Here is an 18,716-nt window from a genome sequence, read left to right on the forward strand (position 1 = left end):
ACCATCTTATCCGATCGGGAGTGGTCGCGATGACGCGGGCGCCGGCGGGCGGCGGTCGCTACGCTCGGGGGAGCGGCGTCGCGTCCGCGTCGCCCGCCGCCGAGCCGAGGAGTGCCCATGTCGTCGTCCGCCGCCCCGCTCATCGACGGAACGTACAACTCCCGCGACACCGGCGGCACCCCGCTGCGCTCGGGCGGCGAGACCCGGTCGGGCGTGCTCTACCGATCCGACGCGCTGTCCTCCCTGACGGACGCGGGGCGGGATGACCTCGCGGCGACGGGTGTCGGCACGATCGTCGACTTCCGCACAGAGGCCGAGCGCGGCGACGCGCCGAACCTGCTGCCCGAGAGCCCGGCGCTGCGCACCGTCACGCTGTCGATCCTCGAGGGGGCCATGTCGATGCCGGCCGGCGCCGGGGCGGCGCTCGCCGATCCCGCGGCACTTCGCGCTCTGCTGGAGCGGATCCCGACGCTGGACCGGCTCTACGTCGGGATGCTGGAGAGCGGGGCGGCCTCCTTCGCCGAGGTCGCTCGGATCGTCGCCCGCTCCGCCGACGAGCGCTCCGGCGTCCTCATCCACTGCACCGCGGGCAAGGACCGCACCGGGGTCGCGACCGCGCTCCTGCTGGACGCCGTCGGAGCCGAGCGCGACGCCGTGGTGGCGGACTACGCCGTCAGCGCGTCGAACCTCGCCGGCCCCTGGGCCGAGCGGATGCTCGCACGCGCGGAGTCGTGGGGCGTTCCGCGCGTGCCGCAGATCGAGGCGCTCGTGACCGCGACGCCCCCGGCGGCGATCGAAGCGGCGCTCGCGTGGACCGACGAGCGCGGCGGCGCCGCCGCGTATCTGCGGGCCGGCGGGCTGGAGGACGCCGACCTGGCGCTCCTGCGCGAGCGCCTGGCGGGCTGAGCCGAGCGGCACGGCGACGGGAGCCACCGGGGGAGAGGCGGATGAGCGCGACGGACGACCACCACACGCGCCGCCGGTGGGCGGTGCAGATGCAGCAGCCGCTGCCTCCGGCGACGGTGTTCGATCGCGTCGCGTTCCTGATCGGCACCGCCTCCGCCGTCTGGCTCGCCGTCGTGATCGCGGTGCAGGGGTTCCGGACGCCCTGGGCGTGGCTGCTCTTCATCCCGGTCTGGGCGATCCTCGCGTATCTCGCCCTTCCCCGGCTCCACCGGATGCTGTCGGACCTGTATGTCCCGGACTACTTCTTCGGCCGGACCCGGACGGCCGACGGCCTGCTCGGGGATCCGGTGAACCTCGGCGCGGACGGTTCGGCCGCGCAGCTCGACGCGGCGATGTCCGCGGCCGGCTGGCACCGCGCCGACGAGATCACGGCCGCCTCGACCTGGGGGATCATCGCCTCCACGCTCACCCGGCGCAGTTATCCGACGGCGCCGGTCTCACCGCTCATGCTCTTCGGTCGCCGCCACGACGTGGCGTACCAGCAGGAGGTGGCCGGCAACCCCAAGCAGCGCCACCACGTCCGGTTCTGGCACACCCCGGAGGGGTGGCTGCTGCCCGGCGGGGCCCGCACGGACTGGCTGGGGGCCGGGACCTACGACACGGACGTCGGGCTGTCGTTCTTCACGCTCCAGGTCACCCATCGCATCGATGAGAACACCGACGTCGAGCGCGATCACGTCGTGTCCTCGTTGCAGGAGGCCGACCCGGCGGTGCGGGTGCGACTGCTGCACGACTTCACCACGGGCTATCACGCCCGCAACGGCGGAGGAGACCGCTTCGTCACGGACGGGAACCTCCCGATCGTGGACCTGACCGGGGTCGCCGCCCCGACCCCACCCGCGGACGCCCCGCGTCCCGCGCACGAGACCCCTACGCCGGAGGACGTCGTCCGTCGCATGCCGCTGGCGGTGGCGGCCGGCGCCGTGATCGTGATGGTGCTCGGCGTGATCCAGCTTCTGACGATCCTGCTCGACCCGGACCTGTGGGAGGCGCTCGCCGGGTCGCCGGGAGACGTCCGTGTCGTCACAGCGGGGATCGTGCTCGTTCTGGCCGGGATCGTCGCGGCCCAGGTGGTCATGGCGGTGCTCGTGCTGCGGCGGGGACGACGGGCGCGGGCGATCCTCATCGTGCTGCTCACGCTCGGGATCCTCACCGTCGCGATCGACTACCTCGACGGGTCGATGGTCCCGGGGCTCGACGGCACCCTCCTCATCGCCACGCTGCAGTGCGTCGCGCTGCTGGCGCTGTCGTCGGACTCGGCGGGGGCGTGGGTGCGCCGCACGCGCCGCCGGGCACGATGAGCGGGGCTCGGCTCACTCGGCCTCGCGGGTCCAGTCGCCGCTCTTGCCGCCGGACTTCGCGAGGACGCACACGTCGGTGATGACGGCGCGGTTGTCGACGGCCTTGATCATGTCGTAGAGGGTGAGCGCGGCGATGCTCGCCGCCGTGAGCGCCTCCATCTCCACGCCGGTGACCCCGGTGGTGACGGCGGTCGCGACGATCCGCACGCGGTCGCCGCTCGGCTCGAGGTCGACGGCGAGCTTGGTCAGGGGGAGCGGGTGGCACAGCGGGATCAGCGCGGAGGTCTGCTTCGCGCCCATGATCCCGGCCAGCCGCGCGGTGCCGAGCGCCTCGCCCTTCGGCAGCGAGCCGTCGGCGATCTTCGCCACGACCTCCTCGGTGGTGACCAGCACGGCCTGGGCGTGGGCCTCGCGACGCGTGACGGCCTTGTCGGTCACGTCGACCATGTGCGCGGATCCGTCCTCGCGCAGGTGGGTCAGCTCGCTCATGGGGTCTCCGCTCGTGTCGTCGCCCGGCGTCGGGGCGGGGGTTGCCGCCGTGGCGTCATCCTCCGGCGAAAGGGGGCAGGATGTCGACGGTACCGTGTGCGGGGTGGTCGAGGCGACGGCGGACGACGCCGTCGACGAGGAACGAACCGGATCGCAGGACGGCGCCCATGGCGTCGCCGTAGCGCTCCAGGAGCACGTCGCGCAGAGCGGCGAGCGTCGGCTGCTCCGGCAGCGCGATGTCCTCCTGCTCCCGGCCCGCGGCCTCGGCAGCCGCCGCGAAGTACCGGACCGTCACGTTCACCATTCCCCCATCCTACCCCGCACGTGGAAACTTATGTTCGCATGGCGGAAGAACTCTGCCGCAGAGTGGAGAAGCCCGCGTAGACTTCCGGCATGCTCCCGCTCGTCGAGCCGGGTCCTGCCCTGGACCCCGCGCGCATCACCCGCTACAGCCGTCAGCTCATGCTCCCCGGGTTCGGGGAGGAGGCGCAACGTCGGCTGCGGGCCGCGCGCGTCCTCGTCATCGGGGCCGGCGGACTCGGGAGCGCCGTCGTGCCCATCCTGGCCGCGGCCGGGGTCGGCACGATCGGCGTCGTGGACGACGACGTCGTCGAGCTGTCGAACCTCCACCGCCAGCTCAGTCACGGCGTGGCGGATCTCGGGCGTGCCAAGGTCGACTCGCTCGCCGACGCGGTGCGGGCCATCGATCCGGACACCGTCGTGCATGCTCACCGCGAGCGGCTCGGAGCGCACAACCTCCCCGCCCTCCTCGAGGACTACGACCTGCTCGTGGACGGCAGCGACAACTTCCCGACGCGCTTCCTCGCCAACGACGCGGCGGATCTCGCGGGCAAGCCGCTGGTGTGGGGCGCCATTCTACGATTCCACGGCCAGGTCGGCGTCGCGTGGCGCGGCCACGGCCCGACCTACCGCGATCTCTTCCCGGAACCACCCTCCGGCGACGCGGCGCTGTCCTGCGAGCTCGGCGGCGTCCTCCCGACGCTGTGCCCGGCGATCGGCTCCCTCCTGGCGACGGAGGCGATCAAGCTGGTGACGGGGATCGGGGAGCCGCTGCTCGGGCGTGTGCTCGTGTACGACGCGCTCACCGCGCGCACCCGGGAGATCGCCTACCGTGCGGACGAGGACGCGCCTCGGGTCACGGCTCTCGAGCCGGAGTCGCCGGCCGGCGAGCGCGATGAGCGCGACGCCGTCTCCGCGGCCGAGGTGCTGCGCGCGATCCGCGCCGGAGAGCCCGTGCGGCTCGTGGACGTCCGGGAGCCGGACGAGGCCGCGCTGCGCCGGATCCCCGGAGCCCGCCTGCTGCCGCTGGGTCGCCTCGACGCGGGCGAGGATCCGGAGGGACCCGCGCCCGTCGTGGTCTACTGCGAGCGCGATCCACGGTCCCGTCGTGCCGTGCGGACGCTGCGGGAGCGCGGGATCGATGCCCGCTACCTCGCCGGGGGGATCCGCGCGTTCGTCGCGATCGGCGGCGAGGTGGAGGCCGGGCAGGGCGGCGCCGATCCGGCTCCGCCCGCGGTCGAGGACGTCGCGGGGGCCGCGGCCGGAGAAGGGGTTCGAGCATGACCGAGACAGCGCCGGCGATCGCCGAGGGGCCGATCGACGAGGCCGCGGTGGACGCCGCCGTGGGCTCGGACGCGCACGGCGCGATCGTGACGTTCCGCGGGGTCGTCCGCGATCACGACGGCGGTCGCCCGGTGCGCGCGCTCGACTACCGCGCGCATCCCGAGGCGGCCCGCTTCCTCACGGAGATCGTCGAGCGGGTCGCCGCCGAGACGGGCCTGCGGGTCGCGGCGACGCATCGCGTGGGCGATCTCCGGATCGGCGATGTCGCCCTCTACGCCGCCGCGTCCGCCGGGCACCGCGCCGAGGCCTTCGCCGCGTGCGAGCGGCTCGTCGAGGAGATCAAGCGCGGGGTCCCCATCTGGAAGCGCCAGCACTACGACGACGGCGTCTCGGAGTGGGTGGGGCTCTGAACCCGCTCGAGAACCGATGAGGACCGGGATCAGCCGCCGATATAGCTCATCTCGATCCGCTGGCGGGCGGCGCGCAGCTCCGGCGTGAGGCTGGAGCGGATCTCCGAGTAGCGGTCGTCCCGCGCGCCCCAGATCCCGGCCATCGCCGCCGACAGCTGCTCGTCGTCGGCCCCGCCCCGCAGCAGGGCGCGCAGGTCGTGCCCCTCGTCGGCGAACAGGCATGTGTAGAGCTTGCCGTCCGTGGAGATCCTGGCCCGGTTGCACGTCCCGCAGAAGGCCTGCGTGACCGACGAGATCACGCCGATCTCGCCCTCTCCGTCCCGGTAGCGCCAGCGTTGGGCGGTCTCGCCCGGGGCCGTCGCCTCCGCCGGCTCCAGCGGGAAGACCGCCGAGATGCGGTCCACGACCTCGGCGGACGGAACGACGGCGTCGAGGGACCAGCCGTTGGAGGTGCCGACGTCCATGAACTCGATGAACCGCAGCGTGCACCGGGTCCCCTTGAAGCGGGCCGCCATGTCCACGATCTCGCCGTCGTTCAGGCCGCGCTTGACCACCATGTTCAGCTTGACGGTCGGGAATCCGGCGGACAGGGCCGCGTCGATCCCGTCCAGGACCCTGGCGACGGGGAAGCGGACGTCGTTGATCTCCTGGAACAGCGCGTCGTCGAGCGAGTCCAGGGACACCGTCACGCGGTCGAGACCTGCTTCGCGCAGCGCCGCGGCCTTCACGGGCAGGGCGGAGCCGTTCGTCGTGAGCGCGATCTCCGGCCCGTCGCCCTCGGGCGTGCGCAGCGCCGCGAGGCGGGCCACGAGCTCCTCGATGCCCTTGCGCAGCAGCGGCTCGCCGCCGGTGAGGCGGAGCTTGCGGACCCCGTGGGCGACGGCGATCCGCGCGATCCGCTCGATCTCGTCGAAGGTCAGCAGCTCGTCGCGGTCCAGGAACGCGTAGTCACGCCCGAACACGGTCTTCGGCATGCAGTAGCCGCAGCGGAAGTTGCAGCGGTCGGTGACGGAGATCCGCAGATCCCGCATCGGGCGGTCGAGACGGTCTGCGAGCAGGCCGGTCGACGGCAGCCGCCGCGCGCCCACGCCGCCCTCTGCGGTGCGGGGAATCGGTGGGATCGTCATCGTCCACCCCCTTACGAGTCGATAACCGTACCACCGCTCAGGCGGAGGAGCGCACGGAGATGTCGGTCTCGGCGATCGTGAACCCCAGCCGCAGGCCGGGCCGGAGCCCGAGCGTCGCGGCGGCGGGGGCCGGGCAGTCGACGGCGATGTCGGGGTGCTCCGCGGTGCGGATCCGGACGCCGCCCGGAACGGGTTCGAGGAGCGCAGCGGTGCCGGCCCAGGCGTTCGGCCGCGCCTCCTCCGCGGCGTCGCCCACCGCGCGGACCCGGACCGCGGACGGCGCGAACACGGCGGATGCGGGCGCGCCGTCGATCACAGACCGCCCGTCGGAGAGCACGATCGGCGCCCCGTCCGTGCCCCGCGCCAGGACGCCGCCGCCGGCGCCGACGCCCGTGACGAGGTTCACCCCGGCCACTGCCGCGACGAACGCGGATCCGGGATGCCCCAGCACCTCGGCCGTGGCGCCCTGCTGGACGATCCGGCCCTCCTGAAGCACGACGGTCCGCGCGGCGAGGACCACCGCATCCATCGGATCGTGCGTGACCAGCACCAGCGGGACGCCGGAGCGGTCTCGCTGGTCGGCGACGAGGCGACGGGCCTGGCCGGCGGTCTGTGCGTCGAGGCCGGAGAAGGGCTCGTCCAGCAGGAGCGCGCCGGGCCGGGCCGCGAGCGCGCGGGCCAGCGCCACTCGCTGCTGCTGCCCGCCGGAGAGCTGTGCGGGGCGACGTGAGGCGTACCCGGCCATGCCGACCTCGTCCAGCCACCGCCGTGCCTCGGCGCGGGAACGCGCGCGCGGCGTCCCCTGCGCCCGCGGGCCGAAGGCGACGTTCTCGAGCGCGCTGAGATGCGGGAACAGCAGGGCCTGCTGTCCGAGCAGACCCACCCGGCGCCGCTCGGCGGGGACGGCGCGTCCGGGGCCGAGGAGCTCCCGGTCTCCCAGACGGATCGAGCCGGTCGCCGGCCGCTGCCCCGCGATGGCGGCGAGCAGGGTGGACTTCCCCGATCCGTTCGGCCCGAGGATCGCGAGCACCTCGCCGGGCTCGGCGCGGATCCCGGCCTCCAGGACGAAGGCCCCGGCCCGGACGCGCACGTCGGCATGGAGGGTCATCGGATCGCGTCCGCCCGCCAGCCGCGCATGAGCACGAGCACGCCGACCGCCACGAGGATGAGCATCAGCGACAGCGCGATCGCGGTGTCCTGACGGACGCCGGCGCCGTTGAACGCCGTGTAGATCGCGAGCGGCATGGTGCGGGTCACCCCGGGGGCGTTGCCGGCGAACAGCGCCGTGGCGCCGAACTCGCCGAGCGCCCGGGCGAAGCACAGGACCGTCCCCGCGACGAGACCCGGGGCCGCCAGCGGCAGGATCACCCGGCGGAACACGGTGAAGCGCCCGGCGCCGAGGCTCGCCGCCACGCGCTCGTGACCGGTGCCGACGGCCCGGAGCGTCCCCTCGATCGAGATCACCAGGAAGGGCAGCGCCACGAACGTCTGCGCGATCACCACGGCCGCCGTCGTGAACGGGATGCGGACCCCGAGGAGATCGAGCGCCCCGCCCAGCAGCCCGTTGCGCCCCAGCAGCGAGAGCAGGGCGATGCCCCCGACGAGCGGGGGCAGCACGAGCGGCAGCGTCGCGAGCGTCCGCAGGACGGCGGCGAGCCACGACGGGCTCCGCGCGATCACGAGGGCGAGGGGCACGCCCAGCAGGACGCACAGCATGGTCGCGGCGGTCGCGGTGGCCAGGGAGAGGCCCAGGGCCTGGAGGGCCTCGGGAGCGGTCACCGCGGCGGGAACCCCTGCCCAGTCGAGGCGGACGAGGAGGCCGATGAACGGCAGCAGGAGCAGGAGGACGCCCAGGCCCGCAGGCACCGCGAGCCAGATCGGGATGCGGGCGTCGCGGAGCCCGGAGCGCCGCGGCGGCCCCGGTGCCTCCGTCGGGAGGGACTCGGCGATCACGGGGCTCCGAAGCCGAAGTCCGCGAGCACCGCCCGGCCGTCGGGGGAGAGCACGAAGTCGACGAACGCGGTCGCGGCCGGCGAGTTCGCGGCGCCGTCGAGGACCGTGAGCGGATAGACGTTCGTGGCCTGATCCGCCCCGTCGATGTCGATGCCGTCCACCTCGCTCGCGGCCGCGGCGACGTCGGTGCGGTAGACGAGACCCGCATCCGCCTCGCCCGAACGCACCTTGGCGAGCACGGCCGTCACGTTCTGCTCCTCGCTGGCGGGCGTCACCGTCACGCCCGCCGCATCGAGCAACGTGTGCGCGGCGTTCCCGCACGGCACCTCCGCCGCGCACGTCACCACCGTGAGCGTGGGGTCGGCGAGGTCGACCAGCCCCTGAACATCCCCGGGGTTGCCCGCCGGGACGGCGATCTGCAGGACGTTCGTGGCGAAGGGGACGGTCGTCGTGGCGAGTCCTGCGTCGGTGATCTTCGCCATGTTCTTCTCGTCCGCGGAGGCGAACACGTCCACGGCGGCGCCCTCGATGATCTGCGTGGCGAGCACCGAGGAACCGTCGTAGGAGATCGGCCGCACGTCGACGCCGGGGTGGGCCTGTTCGAACGCGGCAGCGAGCTCGTCGAACGCCCCGGACAGCGAGGCCGCCGCGAAGATCGTGAGCTCGCCGTCGAGCGTCTCCTCCCCCGGCGCGGACGACGTGCCGGGGGAGGGGGTCTGGGGGGCCGCGTCGGTCGGCGCCCCGGCCGGAGCGCAGGCGCCGAGCCCGAGGGCGGCGGTCAGGAGCGCGGCGGCCAGGCCGGCGCGGCGGGGGAGGGAAGCGTTCATCGGAGGGGGTCCTTGTCCGTCTCGAGGATGACCATGGTCGCCTTGACCACGGCGACGCCCTTGGATCCGACCTCCAGCCGCATCTCGCGCGCGGCCTCGGCGGACATCAGGGACACGACACGGTGCGGTCCGCACTGCAGCTCGACCTGCGCCATCAGGCCGTCGATCTCCACGCGGGTCACGAGCCCGACGAAGCGGTTGCGGGCGCTGCGGCGGACATCGCCGACATCCGTGACGTCCGCCGCCATCGCCTTGGCCCGTTCGGCCAGCTCGGCCCCGGGCACGACCTGCCTGCCCGACGCGTCCTGCGACACGGTGAGGGTCCCGTCGTGGACCCACCGCCGGACGGTGTCGTCGCTCACGCCGACGAGCGCTGCGGCCTCGCTGATCCGAAAATGCGTCATGATGGCGACGATATCTCCGCACATGCGGAACAGCAAGAAGGTATACCACATTGTGGAAGCTTTTTTCCGAATAGCCGTGGACGAGCGCGATCTTCGTTGCTAGCCTCGAAGCGCCCGGGAGGATCCCCTCTGAAACTCGTCCAGGGCATCAGATTCCCCACCGCGGATCGACGAGGATCCCTCACCCGATCGGTCCTCACCGCGACAGCGACAGCAAGGAAGCTCTCTGATGCACACGATCGGCCTCAGCACCTCTGGCACCCCCGTCGACGGGGCCGCCGATGCCACCACGCCCAGCCCCGCCGAGTACCTCGCCCGCGCGGTCGACCTCGCCACCGACAACGTTCGCAACTCCGGAGGCCCGTTCGGCGCGATCGTCGTCACCGCTGACGGCCGGGTCTTCGAGGGCGTGAACCGCGTGACCGCCAACAACGACCCGTCCGCGCACGCCGAGGTGACGGCGATCCGCAACGCCTGCGCAGGGCTGTCCACGTTCGATCTCACCGGCGCCGTCCTCTACACCAGCTGCGAGCCGTGCCCGATGTGCCTGGCGACGTCGCTGTGGGCGCGCATCGACCGCGTGTACTTCGCCGCGGACCGCGACGACGCGGCCGACGCGGGCTTCGACGACGCACTGTTCTACCGCTACTTCGAGGGCGACGCCCAGGACCGGGAGATCATGCCCGTGGCCCAGGAGGCGCTGCCCGCCGACCAGCGCGTCGCCCCGTTCACCGAGTGGACGCACACGGCGAACCGCACCGACTACTGACACACCGCGCGATCCGCGCACCCTATCCCCGCACACGACGCGAGCACGTCACCAATACACCGTCGTGCCCGGACGAGGACGTCCGGGCACGCCTTTCGAGCAGGAGAGCACATGTCTCAGACCGCCGAAGTCCGCGATGGCGCGGACGCCATCGAACCCCCCGAGCCCAAGGGCGCCCTCGACCGGTTCTTCGACATCACCCGGCGAGGATCCAGCATCCCGCAGGAGATCCGCGGAGGACTCGTCACCTTCTTCGCGATGGCGTACATCGTCATCCTCAACCCGATCATCCTGTCCGGGGGCACGGACGTCACGGGCAACTCCCTCGACTTCGCGCAGGTCGGGGCCGCGACCGGTCTGACCGCCGGAGTGATGACCCTCCTCATGGGCCTGGTCGCCCGGGTGCCGTTCGCGCTCGCCGCCGGGCTCGGGATCAACTCCTTCCTCGCCGTCTCGGTCGTGGGCGACGTGAGCTGGCCCGAGGCCATGGGGCTCGTGATGATCAACGGCATCCTGATCGTCCTGCTCGGGGCGACCGGGATCCGGACGGCGATCTTCCACGCCGTGCCGCAGGCGCTCAAGGCGGCCATCACGGTCGGCATCGGCCTGTTCATCGCCTTCATCGGATTCGTCGACGCCGGCTTCGTCAACCGGACCCCGGCCGGCCCGCCCGTGCAGCTGGGCGACGGCGGTTCGCTGACCTCGATCCCGACCCTCATCTTCGTCGGCACGCTGGTGCTGATGGGCATCCTGATCGCGCGGAAGGTGCCGGGGGCCATCCTCATCGGCATCATCGCGGGCACCATCGTCTCGGTGATCGTCGAGGCGACGATGAAGCTCGGCCCGCTCGATCCCGCAGGGAAGAACCCCGGGGGCTGGCACATGTCCGTGCCGGCGATGCCCGCGCAGTGGGTCAGCATGCCGGACTTCTCCCTCGTCGGGCAGTTCGACCTCCTGGGATCCTTCGGCCGCATCGGCATCCTGTCCGCGGTCATGCTCGTCTTCACTCTGCTGTTCACGAACTTCTTCGACGCCATGGGCGCCATGACCGGGCTCGCGCGGGAGGCGGGGATCGCGCGCAAGGACGCCACCTTCCCGCGCCTGCGCAGCGCGTTCGTCGTCGAGGGCGCCGGCGCCGTCATGGGCGGTGGCACCTCCAGCTCCTCGGCGACGGTCTTCATCGACAGTGCGGCCGGCATCGCGGAGGGGGCAAGGACCGGGCTCGCGGCGCTGGTCACCGGCGGGCTGTTCCTGCTGTCGATGTTCGTCACTCCGCTCACGGCCATCGTGCCGATCGAGGTGGCCGCGGCCGCCCTCGTGATCGTGGGCGCGCTGATGATGGCGCAGATCCGGGAGATCAAGTTCGACAAGTTCGCCGTGGCGATGCCCGCGTTCCTCACGATCGTCACCATGCCGCTGACCTACTCGATCGCGAACGGGATCGGCGCCGGGTTCATCGCCTGGGCGGTCGTGAACACGCTCGCCGGCCGGGCGCGCAAGGTGCACTGGCTGCTGTGGGTCGTCGCCGCCGGCTTCGCCGTGTACTTCGCCCGCGGTCCGATCGAGGCGCTCCTCGCGGGCGGCTGATCCCCCTCCCCGGTAGCCGAGTGGTCAGTTTCTGCGGGTTCGCGCCGGTGCAACCCACAGAAGCTGACCACTCGGCGTGAGGGGCGGGGCGCCGGGGCGGGCGGCGAGGGCGGACGCGGTGGGAGGATGGAGCACGATGACGACGCAGACGCAGAGCGCCCGGTCCGTCTGGCGCGAGCCCGGAATGCCCGCGCTCCTCGCGATGATCGTGTCGGGGTTCACCGGCTACGCGCTCCTCTTCCCCGTGGCGCCGCTGTGGGCGGCGCGGGGCGGCGCCGACGAGTTCGGCGTCGGTCTCGTCACCGGGATCTTCATGCTCTGCACGGTCCTCGCGCAGCTCGCGGTGCCGCGCCTCCTCCGTCGCTGGGGGTGGAAGCGGGTGCTGATCGCCGGGCTCGTGTTCCTCGGCCTCCCTGCTCCGCTCCATCTGCTGTCCGACGGGCTGGTGCCCATCCTCGCCATCGCGGCACTGCGCGGCGTGGGGTTCGCGATCCTCACCGTCTGCGGATCGAGCGCCGTCGCCGAGCTCATCGAGCCCGCACGGCGAGGCCGCGCGATCGGCGCCTTCGGACTCGGGATCGCCGGGCCGCAGGTGCTCGTGCTGCCGCTCGCCCCCTGGATCGCCGAGACCTTCGGGTTCGCGGCGGTGTTCGTCGCGGCCGCGGTTCCCCTGGCGGGCGTGGTCGCCGCCGCGCGCCTCGGGGCGCGGCTGGAGGCGATCCCGCCCCATCCCGTGCCCGCCCACGCGCATCGGGGCCTGCGTCGTTTCGTGGGTCTGGTGCCGCCCGTGCTGCTGCTGCTCGGGGTGACGCTCGCCGGCGGTGCGCTCATCACCTTCGTCCCGCAGCTCACCGCGAACGCGGCGACCACGACCCTCGCCCTGCTCGCGCTCACCGGACTCGCCGCGCTGACCCGCTGGGGGATCGGGCACGTGGCCGACCGGGTGGGGATGCGACGGCTGCTGTGGCCGTTCGTGCTCACCACCGTCGGCGGGCTCGGGCTCGCCGCGTTCGCCGCCGCGGAGCCCGGGCGCGACGGGGCGCTGGCGGCGGGCATGGCCCTCGTCGGGATCGGATACGGCGCACTGCAGAACCTGACGATGGGCGCGGCCTTCGCCGCCGTCGCCCCGCGCGATCAGGTCGTCGCGAGCGCCGCGTGGAACATCGGCTTCGACGCAGGCACCGGTCTCGGGGCGGTCGTCGTCGGGGCGCTCGCCGCCGCCTTCGCGTTCCCCGCGGCTCTGCTCGCCGCCGCGGCGTTCGCCCTCCTCACCCTGCCCTGCGCCTTCCTCCTCTCCCGTCCTCCCGCGGCCTGATCCGGCGTCTCCACCCGCGCGCCGTCCCGCCCCGCGCGGCGCCGGGTTCGGGGCCCGTCCCGCCCGTTCGGGGCACAGTCCGGAGCCAGCAGACCCCGCCGTGGACCCCAACTCCCCGGAGCGGGCCCCACCCCCCCCGGCCTCATCCCCGGCCCGTGTCGCGGGCTCCGGGGGATCTGTCGGGGGTTTCGGGGCGCGATCCGGGGCGAAACGGCCCCGCGGCGGACCCCGAACCCCTGGAATGGGCCCCAAACCCGAGGATGGGGAGTGGGAGACGGGGAGGGGGGTCAGCCGCGGCCGATGAACGGCATGCCGGCGGCGGTCACGGTGAGCTGCGGGACGCTCACATCGAGCGGCAGGCGAGCGACGCGGACCACGAGATCCGCCACATGCGCGGCATCCATCGTGGGCTCGATGCGACGGGAGCCGTCGGCCTGGAGCGCTCCGTCCCCGACGATCCCCGAGACGATGCCCGTGCGGGCGTTGCCGATGTCGAGCTGCGTCGCCGTGATGCCGTGATCCCGGCCGTCGAGCTCGATCGACTTCGTCAGCCCCGCGATCGCATGCTTCGTCGTCGTGTAGGCGACCGACAGCGGCCGCGGCGTCTGCGCCGAGATCGAACCGTTGTTCACGATGCGACCGCCCGCCGGACGCTGCGCGCGCATCTGCCGGAAAGCCGCACCGGCGCACAGGACGGCGCCGGTGACGTTGACCGCCCAGGTCGCGTCCCATTCGTCCGGATCCAGGGAGCCGACGTCGGCGACCGGTCCGAAGACCCCGGCGTTGTTGATCAGGACGTCGAGCCGACCGAACCGCTCGACGTGGCGGCGGACGAGCTCATCGACCTGCGCCGCGTCCGTGACGTCCGTCGGGACGACGAGCGCCCCCTCTGCCCGGATTCCCGCCGACGACGCCGTCTCCTCCAGCGCTTCACCGCGGCGCCCCGCGAGCGTGACCCCGAAGCCGTCCGCGAGGAGGGCGCGGGCGACAGCGCGGCCGATGCCGCTGCCGGCACCGGTGACGATCACGGAGGGGGCGCTCATCCGGGGCGCTGCGTTTCGTCTCGCTGCGCTCGCTCGACGACCGGGGGCTGGGGCGTTTCGTCTCGCTGCGCTCGCTCAACGGCCGGGGGCGGGGGCGTTTCGTCTCGCTGCGCTCGCTCAACGGCCGGGGGCGGGGGCGTTTCGTCTCGCTGCGCTCGCTCAACGACCGGGGCCTGGTCGTCGATCAGCTGCAGGATCCGGGCCGCGACGCTCACTGCGATCACCGCGGGCTGCTTCCCGGTCACCTCGGGAATGCCGATCGGCGTCGTCACCCGGGCGAGCGCCGCCTCGTCCTGGCCCAGTTCGCGGAGCTTCTTCCGGAACCGCGCCCACTTCGACGCCGATCCGATCAGCCCGACGGACCCGAGCCCGGGCGTGCGCAGCGCCTGGTCCACCACGGCCAGATCCTCGACGTGGTCGTGGGTCATGACGAGCACGTGCGCGCCCCCGGGAAGTTCCGCCAGCGCAGACTCGGGGACGGGAGCATGCATGACGCGGACCCGCGCGACGGCGTCGCCCAGGACCCCGGCGGAGCCCGGATCCCCGATCCGCTCGGGCGCGAGCATCTCCGCTCGCGAGTCGACGAGCGTCAACTCCAGCTCGTGCCGCGACAGGATGCGGGCCAGCTCCAGTCCGACGTGGCCGAGCCCGAAGACGGCGACGGACGGGACGACCCGGATCGGCTCGAGCATCATCGTGACCTCTCCTCCGCAGCACTGCACGCCGTACTCGGTCGTCGCCTTATCGCTCAGCGTGAGCGTCAGCAGCTCCGGCTCTGCGGTGCCCTGGGCGAGCATGGCGCGCGCACGGTCGATCGCGGTGGCCTCGAGGTTGCCGCCGCCGACGGTGCCGAAGACGTCGCCGGGGGAGACGACCATCTTCGCCCCGCCGTTGCGCGGCGAGTGCCCGCGCACCATGGCCAGGGTCACGACGACCGCCGGCGTGCGCTGTGCGCGCAGCCGCTGCAGGGCGTCGAGCCAGTCCACGGGATCCTCGGATCAGACGGTGGACAGCGTCCGCTCGGCGGGCGCCGCTGCGGCGTCCCGGGAGGCGCCCGCCTCCTGCGCACGGCGGACCGCCCAGAACACCGCCTCGGGCGTCGCCGGCGAGCCGAGGTCCACGGAGTGACCGGTGGGCCCGAACTCCGCGACGGCCTGGCGGAGCGCCTCACGGGCACTGAAGGCGAGCATGAACGGCGGCTCGCCGACGGCCTTGGATCCGTAGACGGCACCCTCCTCCCGCGCGTTCTCGAAGAGGCGCACGTGGAACTGCTCGGGCATCTCGGAGAAGCTCGGCAGCTTGTACGTGGACGCGGACTGCGTCTGCAGCCGGCCGCGGTGCGGGCCGTCGCTCTGGTCCCAGCGCAGCTCCTCCAGCGTCAGCCAGCCCACGCCCTGGACGTAGGCGCCCTCGATCTGGCCGATGTCGAGCATCGGGGAGAGGGAGTCGCCCACGTCGTGCACGATGTCGACGCGCGTCACCCGGTACGCGCCGGTGAACCCGTCAACCTCGACCTCGGTGGCGGCGCTGCCGTACGCGAAGTACTTGAACGGGGATCCGTGCATGGCCTCGGGATCCCAGTGCAGGCCCTCGGTGCGGTAGTAGCCGGCGGCGAACAGCTGGATGCGCTGGAAGTACGCCGCCGCGGCGACCTCGGCGAACGTCAGCCGCTGCACGGTGTTCCCGAGACCGGTGACGTAACCGCCGGAGAAGCGCACGTCGCGCTCGTCGACGCCGAGGAGGCGTCCCGCGACCTTCGCCATCCGCTCGCGGATCTGGTCGCACGCGTTCTTGACCGCCCCGCCGTTGAGGTCGGCGCCGCTGGACGCGGCCGTGGCCGAGGTGTTCGGGACCTTGTCGGTACGGGTCGGAGCCAGGCGCACCTGGTGCAGCTCCAGCCCGAGCGCCGTGGCGGCGACCTGCATCATCTTCGTGTGCAGGCCCTGGCCCATCTCGGTGCCGCCGTGGTTGATGAGCACGGAGCCGTCCTTGTAGACGTGCACGAGGGCGCCGGCCTGGTTGAACGCGGCGAAGTTGAAGGAGATGCCGAACTTGATCGGCGTCATCGCGATCGCGCGCTTCACGTGCGGGCTGGCCGCATTGAAGGCGGCGATCTCCGCCTGGCGCGACACCACGTCCGCTTCGGTGAGGAGCTGGTTCCAGATCGTCCCGAGCCGGTCGGCGTCCTTCACCGTCTGGCCGTAGGGCGTCGTCTGCCCCTGCCGGTAGAAGTTCTGCTCGCGCAGGCGCAGCGGGTCGATCCCCAGCTGCGGTGCGACGCGGCCGAGGATGTCCTCGATCAGGTAGACGCCCTGGGGGCCGCCGAAGCCGCGGTAGGCGGTGTTGGAGGTCTTGTTCGTCTTCGCGATCCTGCCGTGCGCGTGGACGTTGGGGATCCAGTAGGAGTTGTCCAGGTGACACAGGGCCCGCGCCAGGACCGGCTCGGACAGGTCCAGGCTCCACCCGCCGTCCGCCGTCAGCACGGCTTCGAGCGCCTGGATCATCCCGGACTCGTCGAAGCCGGCCTTCCACGTGATGTGGAAGGGGTGGCGCTTGCCGGTCATCGTCAGGTCCTGCGTCCGGTTCAGGCGCACGCGCACCGGACGTCCGGTGAGCTTCGCGCCCAGGGCCGCGATCGCGGCGAAGCCGTGGGGCTGCATCTCCTTGCCGCCGAACCCGCCGCCCATGCGCAGGCACTGCACGGTCACCTGGCTGGAGGTGACGCCGAGCACGTGCGCGACGATCTCCTGCGTCTCGGACGGGTGCTGCGTGGAGCACTGGATGAAGTACTGCCCCTCCGAGTCGCGCACGGCCAGCGACGCGTGCGTCTCCAGGTAGAAGTGCTCCTGCCCGCCGAACTCGCTCACCCCCTCGAAGACGTGCGCGCTCGCGGCCATGGCGGCCGCGGCGTCGCCGCGGACGACCGTGCGCGGGATCCCCTGGAAGGACCCGGCGTCGATGGCCTCCTGCACCGTGATGAAGGAGGGGAGGTCCTCGTACTCGACCTGCACGCGCTCGGCGCCGAGGCGCGCGGCCTCCTGCGTCTCGCCGAGCACCCAGACCAGGGCGTGCCCGTAGAACATCGCCTCGTCGGGGAAGAGCGGCTCGTCGTGCTTGATGCCGGCGTCGTTCACGCCCGGCACGTCGGCGGCCGTGAGCACGCGGACGACTCCGGGGACCTCGTAGGCGCCGGAGACGTCGACCGTCACCTTCGCGTGCGCGTGGGTGGACTGGACCGGCCAGGCGGTCAGGACGCCCGCGGTCTGCGCCGCGAGGTCGTCGGTGTACATCGCCGCCCCCGTCACGTGCAGGGCCGCGCTCTCGTGCGCGGCGCGGACGCCGACGACGGGGTTCTCGGGACGATCGGCCAGGGCGCTCATGCCGGGACCTCCTTCGAGTCGATGCCCTCGGCCTGAGGGCGCTGCGTGGTGCTGTAGAGCTTGAGCAGGGCCGAGCCCAGCATGAGCGAGCGGTAGTCGGCGCTCGCGCGGTGGTCCGACATCGGCGTCCCCTCGTTCTTGAGGATCTCCGACGCCGTGCGGACGGTGGCGACGTTCCACGGCTGGCCGATCAGGGCCTCCTCCGTCGCGCGGGCGCGCAGCGGCGTGGCGGCGACACCGCCGAGGCCGATCCGCGCGGCCGTCACGATCCCGTCGTCGTCGACGTCCAGGGCGAAGGCGACCGCGACGCTGGAGATGTCGTCGAAGCGCCGCTTCGCGATCTTGTGGAAGGCGGTGAGACCGGCCAGCGGGAGGGGGATCCGGATGGCCCGGATCAGCTCGTCCGCGGCGCGGACGGTCTGCCGGTATCCGGTGAAGTACTCGGCGAGGTCGACCTCGCGCTCGCCGGCGACGGACGCGAGCACGACCCGGGCTCCGAGCGCGAGCAGCGCCGGCGGGGTGTCGCCGATCGGGGACCCGGTGCCGAGGTTGCCGCCGAACGTGCCGCGGTTGCGGATCAGGCGGGAGGCGAACTGCGGGAACAGCTGGGCCAGCAGGGGGATGCGGCCGTCCAGGCGCTTCTCCACCTCGCTCAACGACAGTGCGGCTCCGATCTCGACGACGTCGTCCTCGATCGAGAGCGTGCGCAGCTCGTCGAGCTGCTCGATCGCGACGACGAGCGGTGCGCGGCGGCCGCGGATGTTGACCTCGACGCCCCAGTCGGTGGAGCCGGCGACGAGCAGCGCGTCCGGCTCGTCGTGGAGCAGGCGCAGGGTCTCGGCGAGGGTCGCCGGGCGGACGAAGCGCGCGCCGTCCACGACGGCGTCCGTGGGGATGGCGGAGGGGGCCGGCTCCTGCAGCCGCTGCCGCAGCGGATCGGAGTCCGCCGGCGAGCCCAGCGAGTAGGCGGCGTCGCGGATCGGCCGGTAGCCGGTGCAGCGGCAGAGGTTGCCGCTCAGCGCGTGCAGGTCGAACCCGTTGGGACCGTGCTCGGCGTCATGCGCGGGGCAGTCCTCGTCGTGCGCCGGGGCGGAGGCGTCGATCGGCGCGCGGTCGGCGCGGTAGTACTCGCCGGCCATGGAACACGCGAAGCCGGGCGTGCAGTAGCCGCACTGGGAGCCCCCGGCCTCGGCCAGCTTCTCCTGCACCGGGTGCAGGTCCTCGGGGGAGCCCAGGCCCTCGGCCGTCACGATCTCCTGGCCGTTGAGCGCGTAGACGGGAACGAGGCAGGCGTTGACGGGCGTCCAGGCGGTGCCGCCGTCCGGCGTCGGGGTGGCCAGCAGCATGGCGCAGGCGCCGCATTCCCCCTCCGCGCATCCCTCCTTGCTCCCGGAGAGGCCGGTGTCGCGGAGCCAGTCGAGGGCGGTCGTGTGCGCGGGGGTGCCGCCGAGCGGACGGGAGGTCCCGTTGACGGTGAGGGTGACGTCGGTGTCAGTCATGGAGGTGTTCTCCTCGTTCCGGCTCGTGCGCAGCGTCGGGCGGTGCGGGCGTTCGTCGCCGG

Annotated in this window: 18 protein-coding genes; 7 read left to right on the forward strand and 11 right to left on the reverse strand. The window is 72.9% G+C overall.

Translation table 11 applies throughout. From position 1 onward, the window contains the following. Positions 1-117 precede the first annotated feature (117 nt). Entirely contained in the window at positions 118-906 is a 789-nt protein-coding gene (locus tag K8F61_RS18085) for a tyrosine-protein phosphatase (RefSeq protein ID WP_067242355.1), read from the forward strand. A gap of 41 nt (positions 907-947) precedes the next feature. Further along, the gene (locus K8F61_RS18090) at positions 948-2,267 is read left to right on the forward strand and encodes an LssY C-terminal domain-containing protein (protein ID WP_231820167.1); all 1,320 of its coding nucleotides are present in this window, start codon (positions 948-950) and stop codon (positions 2,265-2,267) included. 12 nt (positions 2,268-2,279) lie between these two features. Here K8F61_RS18090 and moaC read toward each other — a convergent pair whose 3' ends face one another. Further along, the gene (gene moaC / locus K8F61_RS18095; RefSeq protein WP_231820168.1) at positions 2,280-2,756 is read right to left on the reverse strand and encodes a cyclic pyranopterin monophosphate synthase MoaC; all 477 of its coding nucleotides are present in this window, start codon (positions 2,754-2,756) and stop codon (positions 2,280-2,282) included. A gap of 55 nt (positions 2,757-2,811) precedes the next feature. Then, entirely contained in the window at positions 2,812-3,060 is a 249-nt protein-coding gene (locus tag K8F61_RS18100) for a MoaD/ThiS family protein (protein WP_067242365.1), read from the reverse strand. Positions 3,061-3,149: 89 nt separating this feature from the next. On the opposite strand from K8F61_RS18100, the gene K8F61_RS18105 reads away from it, so the two are divergent. Both K8F61_RS18105 and K8F61_RS18110 read left to right on the forward strand, forming a co-directional pair. Beyond that, positions 3,150-4,340, forward strand: coding sequence for a ThiF family adenylyltransferase (locus K8F61_RS18105; RefSeq protein WP_231820169.1), 1,191 nt, complete (start codon positions 3,150-3,152; stop codon positions 4,338-4,340). Next, positions 4,337-4,750: a molybdenum cofactor biosynthesis protein MoaE gene (locus K8F61_RS18110; RefSeq protein ID WP_067242367.1), complete on the forward strand. Its 414-nt coding sequence runs from the start codon at positions 4,337-4,339 to the stop codon at positions 4,748-4,750. Before K8F61_RS18105 ends, K8F61_RS18110 begins: the two co-directional genes overlap by 4 nt. 29 nt (positions 4,751-4,779) lie before the next feature. Here K8F61_RS18110 and moaA read toward each other — a convergent pair whose 3' ends face one another. The 5 genes from moaA to K8F61_RS18135 are packed head-to-tail and all read right to left on the reverse strand — an operon-like array spanning position 4,780 to position 9,061. Further along, a complete protein-coding gene (moaA, locus tag K8F61_RS18115) occupies positions 4,780-5,877 on the reverse strand; it encodes a GTP 3',8-cyclase MoaA (protein ID WP_269456630.1) in 1,098 nt (365 codons plus the stop codon). Positions 5,878-5,914: 37 nt separating this feature from the next. Then, positions 5,915-6,985, reverse strand: coding sequence for a sulfate/molybdate ABC transporter ATP-binding protein (locus tag K8F61_RS18120; RefSeq protein WP_231820170.1), 1,071 nt, complete (start codon positions 6,983-6,985; stop codon positions 5,915-5,917). Next, a complete protein-coding gene (locus K8F61_RS18125) occupies positions 6,982-7,827 on the reverse strand; it encodes an ABC transporter permease (RefSeq protein ID WP_418888091.1) in 846 nt (281 codons plus the stop codon). The genes K8F61_RS18120 and K8F61_RS18125 overlap by 4 nt, the downstream gene beginning before the upstream one ends. After that, positions 7,827-8,657 carry a molybdate ABC transporter substrate-binding protein gene (modA, locus tag K8F61_RS18130; protein ID WP_231820171.1) on the reverse strand — a complete coding sequence of 277 codons (831 nt, stop codon included), beginning with the start codon at positions 8,655-8,657 and terminating at the stop codon, positions 7,827-7,829. Before modA ends, K8F61_RS18125 begins: the two co-directional genes overlap by 1 nt. After that, positions 8,654-9,061 (reverse strand): TOBE domain-containing protein, encoded by a 408-nt coding sequence (locus tag K8F61_RS18135; protein ID WP_231820172.1) that lies wholly within the window; start codon positions 9,059-9,061, stop codon positions 8,654-8,656. The genes modA and K8F61_RS18135 overlap by 4 nt, the downstream gene beginning before the upstream one ends. Before the next feature lie 229 nt (positions 9,062-9,290). Here K8F61_RS18135 and K8F61_RS18140 point away from each other — a divergent pair, with 229 nt between their 5' ends. The 3 genes from K8F61_RS18140 (at position 9,291) to K8F61_RS18150 (ending at position 12,732) form a co-directional block, all read left to right on the forward strand. Then, complete coding sequence (locus K8F61_RS18140) at positions 9,291-9,830, forward strand: nucleoside deaminase (protein ID WP_231820173.1); 540 nt, start codon at positions 9,291-9,293, stop codon at positions 9,828-9,830. A gap of 111 nt (positions 9,831-9,941) precedes the next feature. Beyond that, entirely contained in the window at positions 9,942-11,417 is a 1,476-nt protein-coding gene (locus K8F61_RS18145) for an NCS2 family permease (RefSeq protein ID WP_219085458.1), read from the forward strand. 136 nt (positions 11,418-11,553) lie between these two features. Further along, positions 11,554-12,732: an MFS transporter gene (locus K8F61_RS18150; protein WP_231820174.1), complete on the forward strand. Its 1,179-nt coding sequence runs from the start codon at positions 11,554-11,556 to the stop codon at positions 12,730-12,732. Positions 12,733-13,019: 287 nt separating this feature from the next. On the opposite strand, the gene K8F61_RS18155 is transcribed toward K8F61_RS18150, so the two are convergent. The 4 genes from K8F61_RS18155 to K8F61_RS18170 are packed head-to-tail and all read right to left on the reverse strand — an operon-like array spanning position 13,020 to position 18,654. Continuing rightward, positions 13,020-13,775, reverse strand: coding sequence for an SDR family oxidoreductase (locus K8F61_RS18155; RefSeq protein WP_231820175.1), 756 nt, complete (start codon positions 13,773-13,775; stop codon positions 13,020-13,022). Beyond that, a complete protein-coding gene (gene xdhC / locus K8F61_RS18160) occupies positions 13,772-14,761 on the reverse strand; it encodes a xanthine dehydrogenase accessory protein XdhC (protein WP_231820176.1) in 990 nt (329 codons plus the stop codon). Before xdhC ends, K8F61_RS18155 begins: the two co-directional genes overlap by 4 nt. A gap of 12 nt (positions 14,762-14,773) precedes the next feature. After that, a complete protein-coding gene (gene xdhB, locus K8F61_RS18165) occupies positions 14,774-17,155 on the reverse strand; it encodes a xanthine dehydrogenase molybdopterin binding subunit (protein ID WP_231820177.1) in 2,382 nt (793 codons plus the stop codon). Beyond that, on the reverse strand, positions 17,152-18,654 hold the full coding sequence (locus K8F61_RS18170) for a xanthine dehydrogenase small subunit (protein ID WP_067248601.1): 1,503 nt from the start codon (positions 18,652-18,654) through the stop codon (positions 17,152-17,154). The genes xdhB and K8F61_RS18170 overlap by 4 nt, the downstream gene beginning before the upstream one ends. Positions 18,655-18,716: the final 62 nt, after the last annotated feature.

Origin of the sequence: Microbacterium resistens (genome assembly GCF_021172025.1) — a bacterium.
Lineage (GTDB): Bacteria > Actinomycetota > Actinomycetes > Actinomycetales > Microbacteriaceae > Microbacterium > Microbacterium resistens.